Origin of the sequence: Mycobacterium sp. UNC410CL29Cvi84, from assembly GCF_000686745.1 — a bacterium.
GTDB classification, from domain to species: domain Bacteria; phylum Actinomycetota; class Actinomycetes; order Mycobacteriales; family Mycobacteriaceae; genus Mycobacterium; species Mycobacterium mucogenicum_B.
This window is the reverse complement of record NZ_JMLM01000003.1, coordinates 15,756-33,889: the sequence shown is the minus strand read 5'-3', so window position 1 is coordinate 33,889 and position 18,134 is coordinate 15,756. Positions and strand designations below refer to the sequence as shown.

Annotated in this window: 21 protein-coding genes; 9 read left to right on the top strand and 12 right to left on the bottom strand. The window is 67.2% G+C overall.

Annotated elements, in window-relative coordinates:
• Nucleotides 1-5: 5 nt before the first annotated feature.
• Genes BR47_RS0106385 through prpD form a run of 3 tightly spaced genes read right to left on the bottom strand, consistent with a single transcriptional unit; the run spans nt 6 to nt 3,543 of the window.
• Nucleotides 6-1,124, bottom strand: coding sequence for a bifunctional 2-methylcitrate synthase/citrate synthase (locus tag BR47_RS0106385; protein WP_029118948.1), 1,119 nt, complete (start codon nt 1,122-1,124; stop codon nt 6-8).
• Nucleotides 1,121-2,041, bottom strand: coding sequence for a methylisocitrate lyase (gene prpB, locus BR47_RS0106380; protein ID WP_029118947.1), 921 nt, complete (start codon nt 2,039-2,041; stop codon nt 1,121-1,123). The genes BR47_RS0106385 and prpB overlap by 4 nt, the downstream gene beginning before the upstream one ends.
• Nucleotides 2,038-3,543 carry a 2-methylcitrate dehydratase PrpD gene (prpD, locus tag BR47_RS0106375; RefSeq protein WP_036426876.1) on the bottom strand — a complete coding sequence of 502 codons (1,506 nt, stop codon included), beginning with the start codon at nt 3,541-3,543 and terminating at the stop codon, nt 2,038-2,040. The genes prpB and prpD overlap by 4 nt, the downstream gene beginning before the upstream one ends.
• Before the next feature lie 119 nt (nt 3,544-3,662).
• Here prpD and BR47_RS0106370 point away from each other — a divergent pair, with 119 nt between their 5' ends.
• From BR47_RS0106370 to BR47_RS0106355, 4 genes are all read left to right on the top strand, one after another.
• Complete coding sequence (locus BR47_RS0106370) at nt 3,663-5,081, top strand: short-chain fatty acyl-CoA regulator family protein (RefSeq protein ID WP_029118945.1); 1,419 nt, start codon at nt 3,663-3,665, stop codon at nt 5,079-5,081.
• A gap of 93 nt (nt 5,082-5,174) precedes the next feature.
• Nucleotides 5,175-5,642, top strand: coding sequence for a DUF4334 domain-containing protein (locus BR47_RS0106365; protein ID WP_029118944.1), 468 nt, complete (start codon nt 5,175-5,177; stop codon nt 5,640-5,642).
• Nucleotides 5,643-5,707: 65 nt separating this feature from the next.
• Nucleotides 5,708-6,262, top strand: coding sequence for a TetR/AcrR family transcriptional regulator (locus BR47_RS0106360; RefSeq protein ID WP_081831217.1), 555 nt, complete (start codon nt 5,708-5,710; stop codon nt 6,260-6,262).
• Nucleotides 6,255-6,914 carry a (2Fe-2S)-binding protein gene (locus BR47_RS0106355; protein WP_029118942.1) on the top strand — a complete coding sequence of 220 codons (660 nt, stop codon included), beginning with the start codon at nt 6,255-6,257 and terminating at the stop codon, nt 6,912-6,914. The genes BR47_RS0106360 and BR47_RS0106355 overlap by 8 nt, the downstream gene beginning before the upstream one ends.
• On the opposite strand, the gene BR47_RS0106350 is transcribed toward BR47_RS0106355, so the two are convergent.
• Entirely contained in the window at nt 6,880-8,244 is a 1,365-nt protein-coding gene (locus BR47_RS0106350; RefSeq protein ID WP_081633376.1) for a serine hydrolase, read from the bottom strand. The genes BR47_RS0106355 and BR47_RS0106350 overlap by 35 nt on opposite strands.
• On the bottom strand, nt 8,207-8,524 hold the full coding sequence (mhuD, locus tag BR47_RS0106345) for a mycobilin-forming heme oxygenase MhuD (protein ID WP_020100898.1): 318 nt from the start codon (nt 8,522-8,524) through the stop codon (nt 8,207-8,209). The genes BR47_RS0106350 and mhuD overlap by 38 nt, the downstream gene beginning before the upstream one ends.
• 42 nt (nt 8,525-8,566) lie before the next feature.
• On the opposite strand from mhuD, the gene BR47_RS0106340 reads away from it, so the two are divergent.
• Complete coding sequence (locus BR47_RS0106340; RefSeq protein WP_029118941.1) at nt 8,567-9,325, top strand: alpha/beta fold hydrolase; 759 nt, start codon at nt 8,567-8,569, stop codon at nt 9,323-9,325.
• On the opposite strand, the gene BR47_RS0106335 is transcribed toward BR47_RS0106340, so the two are convergent.
• Nucleotides 9,326-9,526: a hypothetical protein gene (locus BR47_RS0106335; RefSeq protein WP_020100896.1), complete on the bottom strand. Its 201-nt coding sequence runs from the start codon at nt 9,524-9,526 to the stop codon at nt 9,326-9,328.
• A gap of 72 nt (nt 9,527-9,598) precedes the next feature.
• On the opposite strand from BR47_RS0106335, the gene BR47_RS0106330 reads away from it, so the two are divergent.
• Nucleotides 9,599-10,573: a helix-turn-helix domain-containing protein gene (locus tag BR47_RS0106330; protein WP_029118940.1), complete on the top strand. Its 975-nt coding sequence runs from the start codon at nt 9,599-9,601 to the stop codon at nt 10,571-10,573.
• On the opposite strand, the gene BR47_RS0106325 is transcribed toward BR47_RS0106330, so the two are convergent.
• Entirely contained in the window at nt 10,570-10,914 is a 345-nt protein-coding gene (locus BR47_RS0106325) for a hypothetical protein (RefSeq protein ID WP_051634655.1), read from the bottom strand. The two genes, BR47_RS0106330 and BR47_RS0106325, sit on opposite strands and share 4 nt — an antisense overlap.
• 99 nt (nt 10,915-11,013) lie before the next feature.
• Nucleotides 11,014-11,901, bottom strand: coding sequence for an iron-sulfur binding domain-containing protein (locus tag BR47_RS0106320; RefSeq protein ID WP_029118938.1), 888 nt, complete (start codon nt 11,899-11,901; stop codon nt 11,014-11,016).
• Nucleotides 11,902-11,938: 37 nt separating this feature from the next.
• Here BR47_RS0106320 and BR47_RS0106315 point away from each other — a divergent pair, with 37 nt between their 5' ends.
• Together BR47_RS0106315 and BR47_RS0106310 are read left to right on the top strand one after the other, a co-directional pair.
• On the top strand, nt 11,939-12,556 hold the full coding sequence (locus BR47_RS0106315) for a carbonic anhydrase (RefSeq protein WP_029105097.1): 618 nt from the start codon (nt 11,939-11,941) through the stop codon (nt 12,554-12,556).
• A gap of 153 nt (nt 12,557-12,709) precedes the next feature.
• Nucleotides 12,710-13,453, top strand: coding sequence for a hypothetical protein (locus tag BR47_RS0106310; RefSeq protein WP_020100891.1), 744 nt, complete (start codon nt 12,710-12,712; stop codon nt 13,451-13,453).
• Between the two features lie 2 nt (nt 13,454-13,455).
• On the opposite strand, the gene disA is transcribed toward BR47_RS0106310, so the two are convergent.
• The 4 genes from disA to BR47_RS0106290 all read right to left on the bottom strand — a co-directional run bounded on the left by disA (nt 13,456) and on the right by BR47_RS0106290 (nt 17,277).
• Nucleotides 13,456-14,535 carry a DNA integrity scanning diadenylate cyclase DisA gene (gene disA / locus BR47_RS0106305; protein WP_177127355.1) on the bottom strand — a complete coding sequence of 360 codons (1,080 nt, stop codon included), beginning with the start codon at nt 14,533-14,535 and terminating at the stop codon, nt 13,456-13,458.
• Between the two features lie 75 nt (nt 14,536-14,610).
• On the bottom strand, nt 14,611-16,005 hold the full coding sequence (radA, locus tag BR47_RS0106300; RefSeq protein ID WP_029118937.1) for a DNA repair protein RadA: 1,395 nt from the start codon (nt 16,003-16,005) through the stop codon (nt 14,611-14,613).
• Nucleotides 16,006-16,040: 35 nt separating this feature from the next.
• Entirely contained in the window at nt 16,041-16,619 is a 579-nt protein-coding gene (locus BR47_RS31940) for a DUF4241 domain-containing protein (RefSeq protein ID WP_029118936.1), read from the bottom strand.
• A 67-nt stretch (nt 16,620-16,686) separates the two neighbouring features.
• Nucleotides 16,687-17,277, bottom strand: a complete 591-nt coding sequence (locus BR47_RS0106290) for a copper chaperone PCu(A)C domain-containing protein (RefSeq protein WP_020100887.1) — start codon at nt 17,275-17,277, stop codon at nt 16,687-16,689.
• A gap of 358 nt (nt 17,278-17,635) precedes the next feature.
• On the opposite strand from BR47_RS0106290, the gene carD reads away from it, so the two are divergent.
• Nucleotides 17,636-18,124, top strand: coding sequence for an RNA polymerase-binding transcription factor CarD (gene carD / locus BR47_RS0106285; protein WP_020100886.1), 489 nt, complete (start codon nt 17,636-17,638; stop codon nt 18,122-18,124).
• The last annotated feature ends 10 nt before the right edge of the window (nt 18,125-18,134 follow it).

Genomic DNA, 18,134 nt, shown 5'->3' with positions numbered 1-18,134 from the left:
CGCGCTCAGGCAATGGAACGCTGTGGTTGGCCCGAGTATTCACTCAGGGGACGGATCAGTGCGTTCGACGCCGCTTGTTCCATGATGTGCGCGGTCCAGCCCACGATGCGGGCCATCACGAAAAGCGGTGTGAAGACCGGGATGTCGAAGCCCATGAGGTAGTAGGCCGGCCCGGTGGGGAAGTCGAGGTTCGGCTTGATCCTGGTGGCGGTGAACATCTCGCGCTCCAGCACGGTGTAGATGTCCAGCCACCGCTGGCCGCCGCGAGCAGCCACCACCCGGTCGAGTGCCGCCTTCATCGTCGGCACCCGAGAGTCACCGTTCTTGTAGACGCGGTGTCCGAAGCCCATCACCTTCTCTTTGCGGGACAACTTGCCGTGCAACCACTTCGGGGCGTTCTCGGCCGAGCCGATCTCCAGCATGTCGTGCATGACGGCCTCGTTGGCGCCGCCGTGCAGCGAGCCCTTGAGGGCGCCGATGGCCGCGGTGACCGCGCTGTAGATGTCCGACTGCGTGGAAGTCACCACCCGGGCCGCGAACGTGGATGCGTTGAAGCTGTGCTCGGCGTACAGCACCATGGACTGGGAGAAGGCGTCGACGATCGCCGGTTCGGGGACCGATCCGAAGCACATGTTCAGGAAGTTCTCGGCGTATCCCAGCTGGCTGTGCGGCTGGCTGGGCGAAAGTCCCTGCCGGCGGCGGATATCGGCGGCGACGATGGTCGGCAGGACGGCGAACATGCGCAGTGACTTGGCGTAGTTGGCCGGAACCGTGCTGTCGTCCTCTTCCGGGTCCTCGGCGCCGAGATAGCTGATCGCGGTGCGGACCACGTCCATCGGGTGGCAGCTCTCGGGCAGCTTGGCCAGCAGCGAGTACATCGACCGGTCGATCCGCCGGGACGCCCGCTCGCGCTGGCAGAACATCGCGAGTTCGTGTTCGGTCGGCAGCTCGCCGTGCCACAGCAGGTAGGCCACCTGCTCGAACGTGCAGTGCGTCGCCAGATCCTGCACGGGATAGCCCCGGTAGGTCAGGCTGTTGGTCTCGGGCACGACTTTGGAGATGGCGGTGGTGTCGACGACGACACCGGCCAGGCCCTTGTGGATGTGGGGCGTTTCAGTGGTCATGCTTTCACGTCCTGGAGGGTGAAATTGAAGATGTCTGCATCGAATTGGTTGTAGTCGGCATAGCGCAGCAGTTCGTACAACCGGCTGCGGTGTTGCATCCGGTCCAATAGGCCGGCTTGGGTTCCGGCGGTATGGATTTCGCGTAGGCCGGCCTCGACCGCGTGCATCGCCAGGCGCAGGGTGGTGACCGGGTAGATCACCATGTCGTAGCCGATGTCGGACAACTGCTGAGCCGTCACGAGTTCCGACTTGCCGAACTCGGTCATGTTGGCCAACAGGGGAGTGTCGACGGCCGTCCGGAAGCGCTCGAATTCCTCCGGGGTGGAGAGTGCCTCGGTGAAGATCAGGTCGGCGCCGGCGTCGGCGTAGGCCTTCGCGCGGTCGATGGCGGCGTCGATGCCCTCGATCCCGGCGGCATCGGTGCGGGCACAGATGACGAAGTTCGGGTCCCGGCGCGCGGCGACCGCGGCACGCAGTCGCTTGATCATCTCGGTGGCCGGCACGACGGCCTTGCCGTCCAGATGGCCACAGCGCTTGGGGTTCACCTGGTCCTCGAGGTGGCAGCCGGCCAGCCCGGCGTCCTCCAGGACCGTGATGGTGCGGGCGGCGCTCATCGGCTCGCCGAAGCCGGTGTCGGCGTCCACCAGGGTGGGTAGATCGGTTGCCGCGCCGATCTGGGCGCTGCGTCCGGCCACCTCGGTCAAGGTGGTCAGCCCGATGTCGGGCAGGCCCAGGTCGGCCGACAGGACCGCGCCCGAGACGTAGACCCCCTCGAAGCCGATCTCCGACACCAGCTTGGCCACCAGTGGCGAGAATGCGCCCGGATAGCGTTGCAGCCGGCCGGAATTCAGTGCCGCCCGTAATGCCGCCCGCTTGTCGGCCGCCGAGACCCGCGAACCGAGCAGGCCGGCGCTCATCGGAAGATCCCCGACGGGATGGTCGGAGCCTTGTCCAGCACGACCTGTTCGACCCGCAGGTTGAGGGCGTCGAGGCTGCCCGGCTTCATGGTGGCGAGACCATCGACGACGGTCAGGAAACGCTCCTGCTCGGTGTTGGCGATCACGCCGTCGGCGAGCTCGGTGAACTTGTGGCGGTACTGCGCCCGCTCGAACGGGCGCGCGCCCAGCGGGTGGGCGTCGGCCACGGCCAGCTCGTCGACGATCACCTCGCCGCTCTTGAGCGTCACCACGGCCCGGGCGCCGAATGCCTTCTCGGCGGGGTCATTCGAGTGGTATCGCCGGGTCCACTCCGGATCCTCGACGGTCGAGATCTTGTTCCAGAGCTCGATGGTGTCCGGCCGGTGTGCGCGTTCGGGGGCGTACGACCGCTCGTGGTGCCACGCACCGTCCTGCAGTGCGACCGCGAAGATGTACATCACGGAGTGGTCGAGGGTTTCTCGTGTTGCATCCGGATCGAACTTCTGCGGATCGTTCGAGCCGGTGCCGATCACCACGTGCGTGTGGTGACTGGTGTGCAGCACGATTGTGGCGATCTGGTCCAGATCGCCGATCCGCGAACGCATCCGGCGCGCCAGGTCGATGGGGGCCTGGCTCTGGTATTCGGCGCTGTGTTCCTTGGTGTAGCTGTCCAGGATGGCGAGCTTGGGTTCGCCGGGACCCGGCAGCGGCACCTGGTAGGTGTGCTCGGGCCCGGACAGCAGCCAGGCGATGACGCCGTCCTCGCCTTCCCAGATGGGGGCCGGGGAGCCTTCACCGCGCATGGCCCGGTCGACGGCCTCGATGGCGACCTTGCCGGCCAGCGCCGGGGCGTAGGCCTTCCAGCTGGAGATCAGACCCTTGCGGGACTGGCGGGTGGCGGTGGTGAGGTGCAGCGCCTGGCCGACCGCGGCATAGATGGTCTCGGGGTCCAGCCGCAGCATGGTGCCGAGGCCGGCCGCGACGGACGGGCCGAGGTGCGCAACGTGGTCGATCTTGTGTTCGTGCAAACAGATTCCGCGGACGAGGTCCATCTGCACCTCGTATGCGGTGGCGATGCCGCGGATCAGGTCGGCGCCGCGGACGTCGAGCTGCTGGGCCACCGCGACCAGGGCCGGGATGTTGTCCCCCGGGTGCGAGTACTCGGCGGCCAGGAAGGTGTCGTGGAAGTCGAGTTCGCGGACGGCCACCCCGTTGGCCCAGGCGGCCCACTCGGGCGAGTAGGTGCCGTCGATGCCGAAGACCGTGGCACCGCGCGGCGTGCGGTGCGCCTGTGCCTGGGTCCGGGCGACGGTGACGGGACGCCGGATCACCGATGCGGCCGAGACCGCGGCGTTGTCGATGATCCGGTTGACGACCATCGCCGCCACCTCGGGCGTCACGTCGACCGGATCGGCGGCGACCTCCGCGATCTTCCACGCCAGGTGTTCCGAGCGGGGGAATTCCTCCGCGCTGCGTCGGGTGCGTACCTCGTGTGTCTGCATGATTCGCACGCTACGCAGCTGGTCGCGAGCCGGAAAGACCCTGTATTTGCGTAATTTTGCGTCCTTGGTGGCCGTGGTTTGCGAACTTTGTGTAAGCCGCCGGGGTTAGGCTCGCGGCAGTGGCAAAGACATTCGTGGGCGCCCGTCTGCGACGGCTGCGCGAGGAACAGGGCCTGACGCAGGTCGCGCTGGCGCGCGCCCTGGATTTGTCGACGAGCTACGTCAACCAGCTGGAGAACGACCAGCGCCCGGTGACGGTACCGGTGCTGCTCACCCTGGCGGAGCGCTTCGATCTGCCGACCAACTACTTCGCCCCCGATTCCGATGCGCGGCTGGTTTCCGACCTGCGCGAGATTCTCGCCGACACCTCGGCGACTGCCGGCCAGATCGAGGAGCTGGTGGCCAGAATGCCGGCGGTTGGTCAGATGCTGGTCAGCATGAACCGCCGATTATTTGATGCCACAACCGAACTCGACGCCATGCATACCCGCGCCACTGTCGACGCGTCGGCGCCGTTGCCGCAGCCGATGCCGTTCGAAGAGGTCCGCGACTTTTTCTACGACCGGAAGAACCACGTCGGCGAACTGGACGCGGCGGCCGAGTCGTTGTTCGACCGGTCCGGCATGCGGCTCGGCGGTCTGGACGCGCAACTTGCCGACCTGTTGACCGCAGAGCTCGGCATCACTGTGGTCATCGACGACGGGGATGTATTGGGCCCCAACGCCAAACGGTTCTACCGGGAGGACGTCGGCGTTCTGTATCTGGCCCGTTGGCTGCATCCGGGGCAGCGCGCGTTCCAGCTGGCCACTCAGGTGGCGCTGTTGATGTATGCCGACCTGATCGCGGCGCTGGTGGCCGGCGACGACCAATTGAGTTCCGAGGCAAGGGAAGTCGCGCAGATCGGGCTGGCGAACTACTTCGCCGGCGCGCTGCTGATGCCGTACCGGCTGTTCCTGGCGGCGGCCGAGGAACTGCGGTACGACATCGACAGGTTGGCGCGCCGGTTCGAGGTCGGATTCGAGACCGTGTGCCATCGGCTCTCGACGCTGCAGCGCCCCGATGCCCGGGGCGTGCCCTTCATCTTCGTGCGCACCGACAGTGCGGGCAACATCTCGAAACGTCAGTCCGCCACGGCCTTTCACTTCTCTCGGGTGGGCGGCAACTGCCCGCTGTGGGTGGTGCACCACGCCTTCGCGAGACCGGGGGAGTTCATCACCCAGGTGGCGCAGATGCCCGACGGGCGGTCGTATTTCTGGATCGCGCGCACGACGACGTCGACCCCGAGCCGGTTCCGGGGGCCGCGGAAGCGTTTCGCCATCGGTCTCGGTTGCGACCTGGCGCACGCCGACAAGCTGATCTATTCGGCCGGCATCGATCTGGCCGACCCCGAGGCTGCGGTGCCGATCGGTGCGGGCTGCAAGATCTGTGATCGCCCCGCCTGTCCGCAGCGGGCGTTTCCCTACATCGGGCGTCCGGTGCAGGTCGACCGGCACACCAGCAGCGACCTGCCCTACTCGTCGTCGCCGGAGGGCGGCTGAATGAATATCTGCAGACGTCAATATCGAGGCTTGCCGAACCGGTTGGTTCGGGATTACAGTCAGTTTCCGAACCAACTGACTTGGGAGGTCCTTGTGGACGTCGATACCGCCCGCGCTCGTTTCGCCGAACTGCGGGGTCAGGCTCGTGTCGATCCGGCCGAGTTGGACGAAATCTGGGCCTCGCTGGAACCGGTCCGCGCCGTCGACATGGTCGGCAACTGGAAAGGCGACGAGTTCGACACCGGCCACAAGATGAACGGCCAGCTGCAGGCGGCCCGGTGGTACGGCAAAATCTTCAAATCGATCAACGAAGTCGAGCCCATCGTCTGCTACGACGAAGCGGGGCAACTGTTTTCGAACAGGGACCTGAGCCGTGGCGGCGCGACGTTGTGGGACATCGAGTTTCGCGGTGAGGTGACCGGGACCATGGTCTACGACGGGCAGCCGGTGTTCGACCACTTCAAGCGGGTCGACAGCGACACCCTGATGGGCATCATGAACGGCAAGCGGCAGCGCACCGACGACAAGCTGTTCTACTTCCTTCTCGAACGCGACCAGTGAGGTAGCTGGCTGTTACCCTGGCGGATGCTATGAGAGCAGCCGGACATGCGACACGCGAGCGCATCATGGCTGCCGCCAAAGTGGAGTTCTCCGCCCTCGGATTTGCCGGCGCCCGGCTGAATCGCATTGCTGCCGAAGCCAATGCCAGCAAGGAGCGGCTGTACAGCTACTTCCAGAGCAAGCAGAACCTGTTCGAGGCCGTCGTCGAGCAGTGGATTCAGGACGCGCCGTACGACGCGATCTTCAAGCCCGACGACGTCCCGGCGTACGCGGTCGCGCTCTTCGACTACATGGTGGCCGACCCGGTCGGGGCCCGGCTGCAGCGCTGGATCGAGTTGGAGGCCGCCGAGGGGATGTTCGGTGACCACGTGCTGCGTCGCATCTTTCAGTCCAAGCTGGACCGGATCGCCGAGGCGCAGCGCAGCGGGATCATCGACGCGTCGTGGCGGCCGATGGATCTGCTGGTGCTGCTCAACGACATGACCTACGCGCTCGCCGCGGGCGGATTCGGCATCGACCGCATCGTCGATCAGCCGCTGTCGCCGGAAACCGCGGCCGTCCGGCGTGCCGCCGTCGCCGAGGCCGCGCGCCGGCTGGTTCAGCAGCCCGCCGGTGAGTGACGACCTGGACGGGTTCGGCCCGTTCTTTGCCGTTGCACGGCACCAGGTTTCGCCGACGCAGCCGTGGCGGCCGATGTCCGAGCTCATCGACGATCCGGACGCGCTGACCGCGCGCGTGCACAAGGTCAGGTCGGCGCTGATGGGCAACGGCGAGCCCGAGATTCGCGTTGCCGCGTCCGTCGCACATCTGGGACTGGTGGCCCGGCTGATCGCGCCGATGATCGGTACCGCTGCCCTCGGCGAGCCGGTGTCGTGGTCATTGGGCGACCTCGCCTGGCAGGACCAGTTGGGCGGCCCCTATCCGCTGTCGGTCTCCACCGAGTCGACGGGTGGCCCACCCGCCGTCGAGGCGCTCACGAACGCGTTCGGGCGATTCGGCGTCAGCCCGAAAGTGTTGTGGGGCAACGTGGGATCAGCGGCCAACAGTGCGGCCCAGCAGATCGGCCGGGCCCGGCCGGACTTGGGACAGCAGGCGCGACAAGCGGCCGACGTCGTGCTCGCGGACCTCAGGGTCGACGGGGGAGTGTTGCGCTCAGGGCCGGATTTTCGGCGGAGCAGCTGCTGCCTGATCTACCAGCTGGCAGGCGACAGGGCGGCGTGCTGCGGCGACTGCGTGCTCACCGCACCGGGATCAGATCGAACGCCTGCTTGATGATGCTCAGCAGCCACTGCGCCGCGGTCTGACCCTTGAACGTCGGCCAGGTCAGCTGGAAGTTCACCACCCACGGCTGGCCGGTGTGGTCGACGGCGTACCAGCTGAAGCCGAGGTCGCCGGGCAGGTTGCCGCCCTTGGAGCCCAGGTAGGGCCACTTGGCGCGGTCCAGGTCGATGCCGGCGACCTTCGACATGATGTCCCGGACCGGTGCGGCGGGCCCGACTGCGGCGGCCTGCACCGCGACGTGCTCGCGGCAGATGTCGGCGGCGCTGCCGTACCACTCGGCCCCGATGCTCGAGGCCGGCGTCCGGGTGCGGTACGGGTCGGGCTCGTACGGCCGCGAACTCACCTGCTGCAACAGCGCCGTGCGCTGCGCCTTGTCGCCGTTCTTCCACTGGTCACGCACATCGGGCTTGCCCCAGCCGATGGAGAACAGCTCGTGCATGGTCGGGTACGGCGTCAGACTTGCCGGGTCGTGGTGCCCGGCGACCACGAGTGCCTCGTCCACCGCGGCGGGGCCGACCTTGTTGATCAGCATGTCGGTGGCCATGTTGTCGCTGACCGAGATCATCTGCTGGGCCGCCTCGTGGACCGTCACCTGTGTGCCCGGGGCCAGGTTGTCCATGCCGGCCGAACCGAGCTTCTTGCCTTCGGCGGTGACGGTGACCTTGTCGTCCCAGCTGAGGGTGCCGGCCGACACCGCTCGCGCAACGGCAAGCAGCACATAGATTTTCATGATCGACGCCAGCGGCATCGGCTCGTCGACGTTGGTGCCGGCGACCTTGACGCACTTGCCGTCGACGACCTTGGCGACCTGATACGAGTAGTGGGCGCCGGACTTCGCGATGGCCGCGTCGACGTCAGCCCAGGACTTGACGGGCGGCGGACGCAGCGAGACCTCCATGCGGTCGACGGTGCCCTTGCCGTCGACGTGCAGCTGGATGTCCTGGTTCACGCCGTAGGAGTTGGTGACGTGCAGCGTCGACTGTCCTGCGCCGATGTCGATGCCGGTGAGCTTGAACGGGCGGTCCCACCAGATCCACTTCATCCGGTAGGTGATGTCGTCGACCTGGTCGGGTGCGGCGAGTGTCTTCACCCCGGCCGGCTCGATGGACCAGTCCGAGTTGAGCATGTCCATCGTCTGCCGGGACCGCATGCCCTGCGGGGTGCTCATGTCGATCAGGGCGCCATAGGCAGCGCTCGATGGTGGCGCGACGGCTGCGGGCGTGCTGCTACAGCCGCCTAAGACGACGATGACTGCGCCGGCCGTGGCCAGCGCAGCCCGGGTCTTATGCCTGCTGGCCGGAACCAGCAACGTCCAACACAACCTCGAATTCGAGAAGTGACGCTCCGGTGGCGACGGGGTTGGCCCGCTGCCCGGCGTGGGCCTCGACGGCCGGGCCGGTGGCCCAGGCCTGGAACGCCTCGTCGGACTCCCACTGCGTCACCACGAAGTAGCGGTTTTCGCCCTTGACCGGGCGGAGCAGCTGGAATCCGAGGAAGCCGGGCTGGCCGTCCACTGCGTGAGCGCGGTTGGCGAACCGCTTCTCCAATTCCGGGCCGGCGTTGGGCGGAACTTCGATCGCATTGATCTTCACCACAGGCATGTGGTTCAGGTTACCGCGCTACTCGACAGGCAGGATGGGGCCATGACGACCGACCTGCTCACCGCCCGGGGCGGCACCGGCGAGCCGATTGTGCTGGTGCACGGATTGATGGGCCGCGGGACGACGTGGGACCGGCAGTTGCCGTGGCTGACCGAATTGGGCGAGGTCTATACGTACGACGCGCCGTGGCACCGCGGGCGCGGTGTCCACGATTCCGAGCCGATCAGCACCGAACGGTTCGTCGCCGACCTGGCCGACGCGGTCGGCTCGTTGGGGTGTCCGGCGCGGTTGATCGGGCACTCGATGGGTGGGCTGCACAGCTGGTGTGTGGCCGCCGAACATCCGGAACTGGTCACCGCGCTGGTGGTCGAGGACATGGCAGCGGATTTCGTCGGCTTCACCATCGGTGCCTGGGATCCCTGGACACATTCGATTCCGGTCGAATTCGATTCGGCGCAAAAGGTTTTGGATCTCTTCGGCCCGGTCGCCGGCCAGTACTTCCTGGACGCGTTCGATCGCACCGAGACCGGTTGGCGGCTGCACGGCGAGGCGGCGCACTGGGTCGCGATCGCCGCCGAGTGGGGCACCCGGGACTACTGGCAGCAGTGGACGGCAGTACGGGCGCCGACGTTGCTCATCGAGGCCGGCAACGGGGTCGCGCCGCCGGGACAGATGCGCAAGATGGCCGAGATCGGGTACCGGACAACGTATGTGGAAGTTCCGGGGGCCGGCCACCTCGTGCACGACGACGCGCCCGAGGTCTACCGCCGCGCGGTCGAGGATTTCCTCGCGTCCGTCTGACTATTCGTATCGGGACCGTGCCGCGGCGAGGTCGTGCGCGACGCGGTCCAGGTCGCGGGAGTCTCCCACGTCGGTCCAGTTGAAGTTGCCGAAGCCGTTGCGTGCACCGGGATTTCGGGTGATGGCGCTCAACAGGGCGCCGAGTGCGAAGGGGGCGACCATGATCGCGACCATCGCGACGAGAGTCAGGATGGTGTTCATACCGATAATTCTCGAATCCGGGGCAACTGAATAAACAGTGGCAGTTCGGACGGCATTCGATAAAATACTGCCATGATCAACAGTGTCTCGGTCCTGGTGATGGACGGAGTGGCGCCGTTCGAGTTCGGCGTGGTGTGCGAGGTCTTCGGCATCGACCGGTCAGCCGACGGTGTGCCGAACTTCGATTTCAAGGTGTGCGGACCGGAGGCCGGACGGCCCGTGCGCACGTCGGTGGGCGCTTCATTGACCCCCGACCACGGCATCGACCAGCTGCTGGGGGCCGATCTGGTCGCAATTCCGGCAGTGGCGGGTCCGGTCTATCCGCAGGCGGCGCTGGACGCCGTCCGCAATGCCGCGGATTCCGGTTCGATGATCCTGACCATCTGCTCAGGGGTGTTCGTCGCCGGCGCCGCAGGGCTGCTCGACGGCCGTGCGTGTACCACGCACTGGATGCACGCGGACAAGTTGGCCCGCATGTTTCCCACCGCCCGCGTCGATCGTGACGTGCTGTTCGTCGACGACGGAAATCTCATCACCAGCGCGGGTACCGCCGCCGGTATCGACGCCTGCCTACACCTGGTGCGCCGCGAGATGGGCAGCGAGATCACCAACAAGATCGCGCGCCGCATGGTGGTACCGCCGCAGCGCGACGGTGGTCAGCGGCAGTTCATCGAGCAGCCCATCCCGGTGCGGTGCTCGGAAGGCTTTGCGCCGCATCTGGATTGGATTCTGACCAACCTGCGGCAGCCGCACACGGTGGCGAGCCTGGCCAAACGGGCCAGCATGTCGGGCCGCACGTTCGCACGGCGGTTCGTCGAGGAGACCGGGCGGACGCCCATGCAGTGGGTCACCGATCAGCGCGTGCTGTACGCCCGCACGCTGCTGGAGGAGACGGATCTCGATGTCGATCGCGTGGCGGACAAGGCCGGATTTGGTACCGCAACCTTGCTGCGGCACCATTTCCGGCGCGTTGTCGGCGTCAACCCGTCCGACTATCGGCGGCGCTTCGCGTGTCCCAATCTGGTTGCGCCGCAACCGGTTGACTAGCCCTGCGGCCTGCACTGCACGTTGACGTACACGGTGTCGAACTGACCGGAGTTGATGCGCTGGCCCCGGCCGTCGATGTTGGAGCCGGTCAGCCCGTGCACGTCGGTCACCGAGCACGCGGACAGCGGGCCGGAGGTGCTGGTGTTGACCTGGACGTGATAGCCGCGGGACTGCAGCTCGTTGATGGTGTCGACGGCCGAGCCGCCGCCGGTCGGCAGCGCGGAGGCCGTGGCCGGGGCGAGTGCCCCGGCAGCGATTGCCGCTGCGGCGGCTCCGACGATAACGAGGCCGCGTCGCTTGTTGTTTGCTTTCTGTTCACCTGAAATTCGGTATGCGGTCATGCTTCCGTTCTATCCGAGCATCACCGCATGTGGTACTGACTCATGCCGTTCTCATTGGAAAGCACGCGATTTCATGCCGTTCTCATTGAAACGGGGTTTCTAGCGCTCGCCCTCACCCGCCAGCGCGTACCGATCATCGGCGGTCTGCTCGACCAGGCCGTCGACCAGCAGCGAGTCCAGCGCCCGGTCGCGCTGCGCGGTATCGGTGAGCCACGCCACATCCAATTGCGCCCGCGTCACCGGAGTTGCGCTGCCGCGCAACACATCCAGCAGCCGGCCGCGGACCTGGCGATCGGTTCCCGCGTATTTCTGCACGGGACGGGTCGGCGCGTCCAGTTCCGGATGGCCGGCGCTGCGCCACGCGCAGACGGTCAACGGGCAGACTCCGCATTTCGGGGTGCGGGCGGTGCAGACGATCGCGCCGAGTTCCATCAACGCGGCCGAAAACACATGTGCCGTGCCATCTTCGGGCAGCAGCGCGGCGACGTCGTCGAGGTCGCGGGAGCGTGCGGGGGTGTCGGCCACGCCGCGAATCGCGCGTGCCACCACCCGGCGCACGTTGGTGTCGACGACGGGGACGTCCTGCTGATAGGCGAAGCAGGCGACGGCCCGCGCGGTGTAGGCGCCCACGCCCGGCAGCGTCAGCAGCGTCTCGACGTCGCGGGGGACTTCGTCGCCGTGTTCAGTGGCGATCACCTCGGCGCATTCGTGTAATCGCTTGGCGCGCCGCGGGTAGCCCAATTTGCCCCACGCGCGCAGCACGTCGGCGGCCCCGGCCGCGGCGGTGGCGGACGGTGTCGGCCAGCGGGCGATCCAGTCCCGCCAGATCGGTTCGACCCGCGACACCGGGGTCTGCTGCAGCATGAATTCGCTGACCAGAATTTGCCACGCGGTGACATCCGGCGCCCGCCACGGCAGGTCGCGCTGCGCCGTGCGATACCACTCCAGGAGCTCGCCGACCGGGATGAGAATTTGCCCTGAACTCATTGCACACCCACTATGCAAGCAGGGCACAATGGGCGGCATGCCCAACTCAAACCCGATAAATGCCTGGAAAGCACTGAGAGAGGGTAACGAGCGATTCGTTGCCGGTGAACCAGCGCACCCCAGCCAGAGCATCGAGCGTCGGACGCAGTTGGCCGGTGGCCAGAAGCCGACCGCCGTGTTGTTCGGATGTGCTGACAGCCGCGTCGCCGCCGAGATCATCTTCGATCAAGGCCTCGGCGACATGTTCGTCGTGCGCACCGCGGGCCACGTTCTCGATTCCGCCGTGATCGGCTCGATCGAGTACGCCGTGGCGGTCCTCGAAGTGCCGCTGATCGTCGTGCTCGGCCACGACAGCTGCGGCGCGGTCAAGGCCACCATCACCGCTCTCGACGACGGCGCGGTGCCGGGTGGCTACGTCCGCGACATCGTCGAGCGGGTCACGCCGTCGATCCTGGTCGGCCGCCGTGAGGGCCTCACCGAGGTCGACGAACTCGAGGCCCGGCACGTCAACGAGACGGTGCACCTGCTGAGCACGCGATCCAGCATCGTCGCCGAGAAGCTGCAGTCGGGCAAGGTCGCCATCGTCGGCGCCACCTACCACCTGGCCGAGGGTCGGGTCACCAAGCGCGACCACGTCGGCGATATCGGCGAATAGTCGGTGGAACTGGGGTGGCGAACACCACCCCAGTTCACAGACGACACGCCGCACCAGGTCAGAGCCCACCGCGTTTTGTGCCCTTACCGTGACAATGTGCCGGATCTAGAACCGCATGGCCCGCTGCCATCCCAGATCTATTTCCGTCGGCGGATGCTGGCGATCGGTGTCGCCGCAGTCGTCCTGCTCCTCGTCGTGATCATCGGGGTCGTCGTCTTCAGCAACAGCACGGGCGATTCCAAAGAGACTCAGCCCACCGCCAAGACGTCGACGTCCGCGACCCCACTGCCCGGTGAGACGCCCGGGGTGAAGAGTCCGATCGCGCCGCCGCCGAACGCGGCTCCGGCCCCGACGCCCACCCCGACCACGGCGGTCACGCCGCCGCCGGTGCTCAAGGCGGGCGACGACTGCCCGGACACCACGCTGGCGGCCAAGGGCATCACCAACCAGCCGACCTACGTGATCGGTGACCAGCCGAAGTTCACCATGGTCGTCACCAACATCGGTCTGGTCGAGTGCAAGCGTGACGTCGGTGCCGCCGTGCTGGCCGCCTACGTCTACTCACTGGACAACAACCGGCTGTGGTCCAACCTGGACTGCGCGCCGTCGAACGAGACCCTGGTGCGGGGCTTCAAGCCCGGCGAGCAGGTGACCACCGAGGTCACCTGGACCGGGATGGGCTCGGCGCCGAACTGCCCGCTGCCGCGCCAGGCGATCGGGCCCGGCACCTACAACCTGGTCGTCCAGCTGGGCAACCTGCGATCGGCTCCCGTGCCGTTCGTACTGTCGGAGGCGCAGCAGCCCGGCGCGGGTGCACCGCCGGCGGGCGAGGCACCGCCGCCGGCCCCCGCTGCCCCGGCACCCGGCGAGCCGACGCTGCCCGGCCCCGCCAACTGATCTCAGGCGAGCCGGTCGGCGATCGTCGACTCGGCGAGCAGCGACAAACCCTCGCGAATGTGGCGGGCCCACATGGACCCGATGCCCTCGACCGACTGCAGGTCGTCGGCGCTCGCGGCGAGCAGGCCCTGTAGCGATCCGAACGACCGCACCAACAGGTCCACGTGCGCGAACTGCAGGCGCGGGATGCCGGCCATCGCGCGGTAGCCGCGCGAGCTCATCGCCGAATCCTGCGCCTCGGGCGTCGACGGGTAGCCGAAAACCCTTGCAAGCGTGGTGAAGTCGAGCAGTTCGTTGTCGCTGAGCGCATCGAGTTCCTCGAGCGTCGCGGTCACCTGATCGGCGGTCGGGGGATCGGGGTTGGCGTGGTAGTCGCGCACGATCAGTTCGCGGGCCGCGTCGTTGTCGCCGACCAGTTCGTCGAGCTGTAGCTTGAGCTGGCGCCCGTCGGTACCGAGCTCGACGACGTCGGCGTCGATCTCCAGGCTGATCCGGCGGACCATCTCCATGCGCTGCACGACGGTCATGACATCGCGCAGCGTCACGAAGTCCTCGATCTCTGCCATCGACAGCTGCTTGCTGACCTCGTCGAGGCGGAACTTGTAGCGCTCCAATGTGGCGACGGTCTGGTTGGCGCGCGACAAGATGGTCGGAGTTTCCGGTACGACGTGCCGCTCGCCGGCCACGTACACCGTCACGATGCTCATCGAGTGGCTGACGGACACGACCGGGAAACCGGTCTGGATGGCGGCGCGCTCGGCGGAGCGGTGCCGGGTACCGGATTCGTCGGTCGGGATCGACGGGTCGGGCACCAGCTGCACGTTGGCCCGCAGGATGCGGGTGAGGTCGCTGGAGAGCACCACGGCGCCGTCCATCTTCGACAGCTCCCGCAGCCGGGTCGGCGCGAACCGGACGTCCAGCGGGAAGCCGCCGTCGCAGATGGCCTCGACGCTGTCGTCGTAACCCAGCACGATCAGCCCGCCGGTACGGCCGCGCAGGATGCGCTCGAGGCCGTCCCGCAGTGGGGTGCCGGGCGCCAGCTTGCCCAACGTCTCACGCAGTGTCGGTCGGGTCAGATGCACGACGTTGCCGCGCCCGGCCCGGGTTCCCGCTTTCACCGACATCGGTGCACTCCTCGGTGGTTTTCCGGCCGGGCTCTACCCGGTCCGGTCCACATTCTCTGTGATCTTGCGTAACACCCGCAACGCCGCGGTGATGTTGTCGGCCGGCAGCACCCGAAGCCCGCGCGGCGGCGACTCGATTCCGGTGGGCACCACGGCCGTCGTGAATCCGAGCCGGGCGGCCTCGGCGAGCCGGCGGTCCATGCCGGTCACCCGCCGCAGATCGCCCGCCAGACCCACCTCGCCGATGGCAATCGCGGTGGCCGGCAGCGGCAGGTCGGTGTACGCCGATGCGATGGCCAGCGCCACCGCCAGATCCGACGACGGATCGGTCAACCGCATGCCGCCCACCGTGGACAGGTAGATGTCGTTGGTGCCGACGGGCAGCCGCGCCCGCTTCTCGAGTACCGCGGTGATCATGGCCGCGCGGGCCGAGTCGATACCGCTGACCGCGCGGCGCGGCGATCCCGCCGACGGCGAGCCGATGAGGGCCTGCACCTCGCCGATGAGTGGCCGCTTGCCGTCGAGGCTGACGGTCACCGCGGTGCCGGACACCGGTGCCGGCCGCTGGTCGAGGAAGAGCCCCGACGGATCGGCAACGCATTCGATTCCGTTGTCGTGCAACATGAAACAGCCGACCTCGTCGGCCGCGCCGAAGCGGTTCTTCACGCCGCGGACCATGCGCAGTGCCGAGGCGCGGTCGCCCTCGAAGTGCAGCACGACGTCCACCAGGTGCTCCAGTGAGCGCGGCCCGGCGATGGCCCCGTCCTTCGTGACGTGGCCGACCAGGACCATCGCGATGCCCGTCGTCTTGGCGGCCATGGTGAGGGCGGTGGTGACGGCCCGAACCTGCGTCACGCCGCCGGTGACGCCGTCGGCCTCGGCGGTAGACATGGTCTGCACCGAATCCACCACCACCAGCGTGGGCTGGACCGCCTCGATGTGGCCGAGTGCGGTCTGCAGGTCGGATTCGGCGGCCAGGAAGACGTCGTCATGCGTGCAGCCGGTGCGCTCGGCGCGCAACCGGATCTGCCCGGCGGATTCCTCGCCCGACAGATACAGCGCACGCCGACCGGACATGGCCCAGCGGTGTGCGACCTCGAGCAGCAGCGTCGACTTGCCGACGCCGGGATCACCGGCCAGCAGCGTAACCGAACCCGGCACCACGCCGCCGCCCAGCACGCGGTCCAATTCGCTGATCCCGGTGTGGAAATGCCTGGTCGTGCCCGGATCGATCGAGCTGATCGGCACCGCGGGGGAGGCCGGCGCGACAGCGCGGTGCGTCGCGGGCGTCAGAGAGCTCAGAACGGCGACTTCGTTGACCGTGCCCCAGGTGCCGCACTCCGGGCAGCGGCCCACCCATTTCGCCGTGGTGTGCTGGCACTCCGAGCAGCGAAACTGCGAACGTACTTTCGAACCGGTTCTGGCCATGCCGCGAACTTAGTCGCTGGTACCGACAGATTGCGTCAGGCTCGGCGTCCGAATCCGAGACGCCTGGCCAGTTTTCGCATCAAGCCGGGTTGATCATCCGGGTGGTCCCCGATGACACCGAAATCCACGTGTACGGCAACGGGCCTGTCGTCGCGGTCGTACGTCGCAAGGACCGGGAAACCGCCGTCGCCCCAACCGGATCCGCTGACGACGATATTGGCGCCGGAGGCCGAGTCGAGTGACACATTGGCGTAGCCCGGGCCGATATCCGGTGCCCACAGGCCGCGGTCGACGGCCTCGGTGCGAGTTGCGAGCACGGAATCCTCGACCGCCGCATCGTGAACCGCGAGCAGCCCGTGGTCGGTGCCGGTGAACGCGCCGAAGCTGGGGACGGGCGGCACCAGTAATTCGTCGGCGGAACCGAGTAGGGCTGGTTGGCCGTCGCCGATCGCCACGCTCAAATATGCCTGGCGGGGTTCAGGGATGCCGTCGTCGCTCACGTCGACCACCGTTGCCCAAACCCGGTACGAGCCATTCGGGACGGCAAGTACGCAACCGCCGCTTCTCGGGCCGAACGGATCGCGCGCGATCAATGCGCCGGTGCTGACCTGCACCGTTCCGAGTTCGACGACGGTGCATCCCGCAGCGCGACCGGTGGTGGCTGCGAGGAACGAAACGAGGCTAGTGATGTCCCTCGCCGCCGCCGGCAGGTGCCGGAGCGGCTTCGCCGGCCTCGCGGCGCGGGGCTTCGCCTGCGGAGATCGGGACCGAGATGGTCTTCTCGCCGGCGTTCTGGAACTTGAACGTGAAGTTGTAGTTCAGGCCGTTGCTGATGGGCTTGGTCAGCGCCACCATCGCGATGGAGGTCGTGGCGTCCTCGGACCGCGGCAGCGTCTGCTTCTGGCCGTCCGGGGTGCCGACCAGCAGCACGCCGCCCGCGGGCACCGTGGTGCCGCCGTTGACCAGCACCTCGCCGGTGTCGGAGGTGATGCCGACCAGCTTGTCGGCGTTGTCGGGCGACTTGTTGGTCGCGACGAACAGCAGCTCGACCATGGTGCCGGGCTTGACGAAGTCGCGGGTCTGCGGGGCGCGCAGGTAGACGTTGCGCAGGTCCACGCCGGCCTTCTCGTTGCCGATGGTGGTGGCGGTGCCGTTGACCGCAGGCAGCTGGTTCGCGCTCTGTGAGACCTGGCCGCTGCTGCAGCCGGTGAGCGTCACCGCGGTGGCCAGCCCGAAGGCGGCCAGCGTGACGGCAGAAGTGCGCGATTTCATGCGGTTCACTCAAGCCTCCTGCTTGGGCGCCAGCGGCGATGCGCGTGACGGCCTTGGGTATGTCCTGCTGTGTCCCCGGACTGGTCCGGCGTTCGACTATGCAGAGTAGTAGGTGGCGGTTGGCGGCGGTAGCGGAGGCCCGCCATCTGCCTGGTTCGGGCGTCTTTCCGGCCGCGAATGACCGGTGAATGGGACGTGAATCCGGGGGAATTCGGCCGGATTGTGGCCCCCGCCACTGCACGTAAACGCTGCGCTGTCAACCCCTTTCACGCATCTGTATGGCCCCTGACCTGCATTGTTGATCCGCGGGTGTCTGACGCCCGTGCTAACATTGCTATGTGAAAGGGGCCCGAATCTGATGATTTTCAAGGTCGGAGACACCGTCGTTTACCCACACCACGGTGCAGCATTGATCGAGGCGATTGAAACCCGGACCATCAAAGGCGAGCAGAAAGAATATCTCGTCCTCAAGGTTGCGCAGGGCGATCTGACCGTTCGAGTACCCGCAGAAAACGCTGAATACGTCGGTGTTCGCGACGTGGTGGGTCAGGAAGGCCTCGACAAGGTGTTCCAGGTGCTGCGCGCCCCGCACACCGAGGAGCCAACCAACTGGTCCCGTCGTTACAAGGCGAACCTGGAGAAGCTGGCTTCCGGTGATGTGAACAAGGTCGCCGAGGTCGTTCGTGACCTGTGGCGTCGTGACCAGGAGCGCGGTCTGTCCGCCGGCGAGAAGCGCATGCTGGCCAAGGCTCGTCAGATCCTTGTCGGTGAGCTGGCCCTGGCCGAGAACACCGATGACGCGAAGGCCGCCACCATCCTGGACGAGGTTCTCGCCGCGGCGTCCTGAACGCCATCTC

Excerpts from the sequence above, each read along its gene's own strand:
- prpD (WP_036426876.1), bottom strand. The coding sequence starts at position 3,543 with ATGCAGACACACGAGGTACGCACCCGACGCAGCGCGGAGGAATTCCCC.
- prpB (WP_029118947.1), bottom strand. The coding sequence starts at position 2,041 with ATGAGCGCCGGCCTGCTCGGTTCGCGGGTCTCGGCGGCCGACAAGCGG.
- BR47_RS0106360 (WP_081831217.1), top strand. The coding sequence starts at position 5,708 with ATGGCTGCCGCCAAAGTGGAGTTCTCCGCCCTCGGATTTGCCGGCGCC.
- BR47_RS0106330 (WP_029118940.1), top strand. The coding sequence starts at position 9,599 with ATGATCAACAGTGTCTCGGTCCTGGTGATGGACGGAGTGGCGCCGTTC.
- carD (WP_020100886.1), top strand. The coding sequence starts at position 17,636 with ATGATTTTCAAGGTCGGAGACACCGTCGTTTACCCACACCACGGTGCA.
- radA (WP_029118937.1), bottom strand. The coding sequence starts at position 16,005 with ATGGCCAGAACCGGTTCGAAAGTACGTTCGCAGTTTCGCTGCTCGGAG.
- BR47_RS0106385 (WP_029118948.1), bottom strand. The coding sequence starts at position 1,124 with ATGACCACTGAAACGCCCCACATCCACAAGGGCCTGGCCGGTGTCGTC.
- BR47_RS0106335 (WP_020100896.1), bottom strand. The coding sequence starts at position 9,526 with ATGAACACCATCCTGACTCTCGTCGCGATGGTCGCGATCATGGTCGCC.
- BR47_RS0106315 (WP_029105097.1), top strand. The coding sequence starts at position 11,939 with ATGCCCAACTCAAACCCGATAAATGCCTGGAAAGCACTGAGAGAGGGT.
- BR47_RS0106320 (WP_029118938.1), bottom strand. The coding sequence starts at position 11,901 with ATGAGTTCAGGGCAAATTCTCATCCCGGTCGGCGAGCTCCTGGAGTGG.
- BR47_RS0106290 (WP_020100887.1), bottom strand. The coding sequence starts at position 17,277 with ATGAAATCGCGCACTTCTGCCGTCACGCTGGCCGCCTTCGGGCTGGCC.
- BR47_RS0106340 (WP_029118941.1), top strand. The coding sequence starts at position 8,567 with ATGACGACCGACCTGCTCACCGCCCGGGGCGGCACCGGCGAGCCGATT.
- BR47_RS0106325 (WP_051634655.1), bottom strand. The coding sequence starts at position 10,914 with ATGACCGCATACCGAATTTCAGGTGAACAGAAAGCAAACAACAAGCGA.
- BR47_RS0106310 (WP_020100891.1), top strand. The coding sequence starts at position 12,710 with ATGCTGGCGATCGGTGTCGCCGCAGTCGTCCTGCTCCTCGTCGTGATC.
- mhuD (WP_020100898.1), bottom strand. The coding sequence starts at position 8,524 with ATGCCTGTGGTGAAGATCAATGCGATCGAAGTTCCGCCCAACGCCGGC.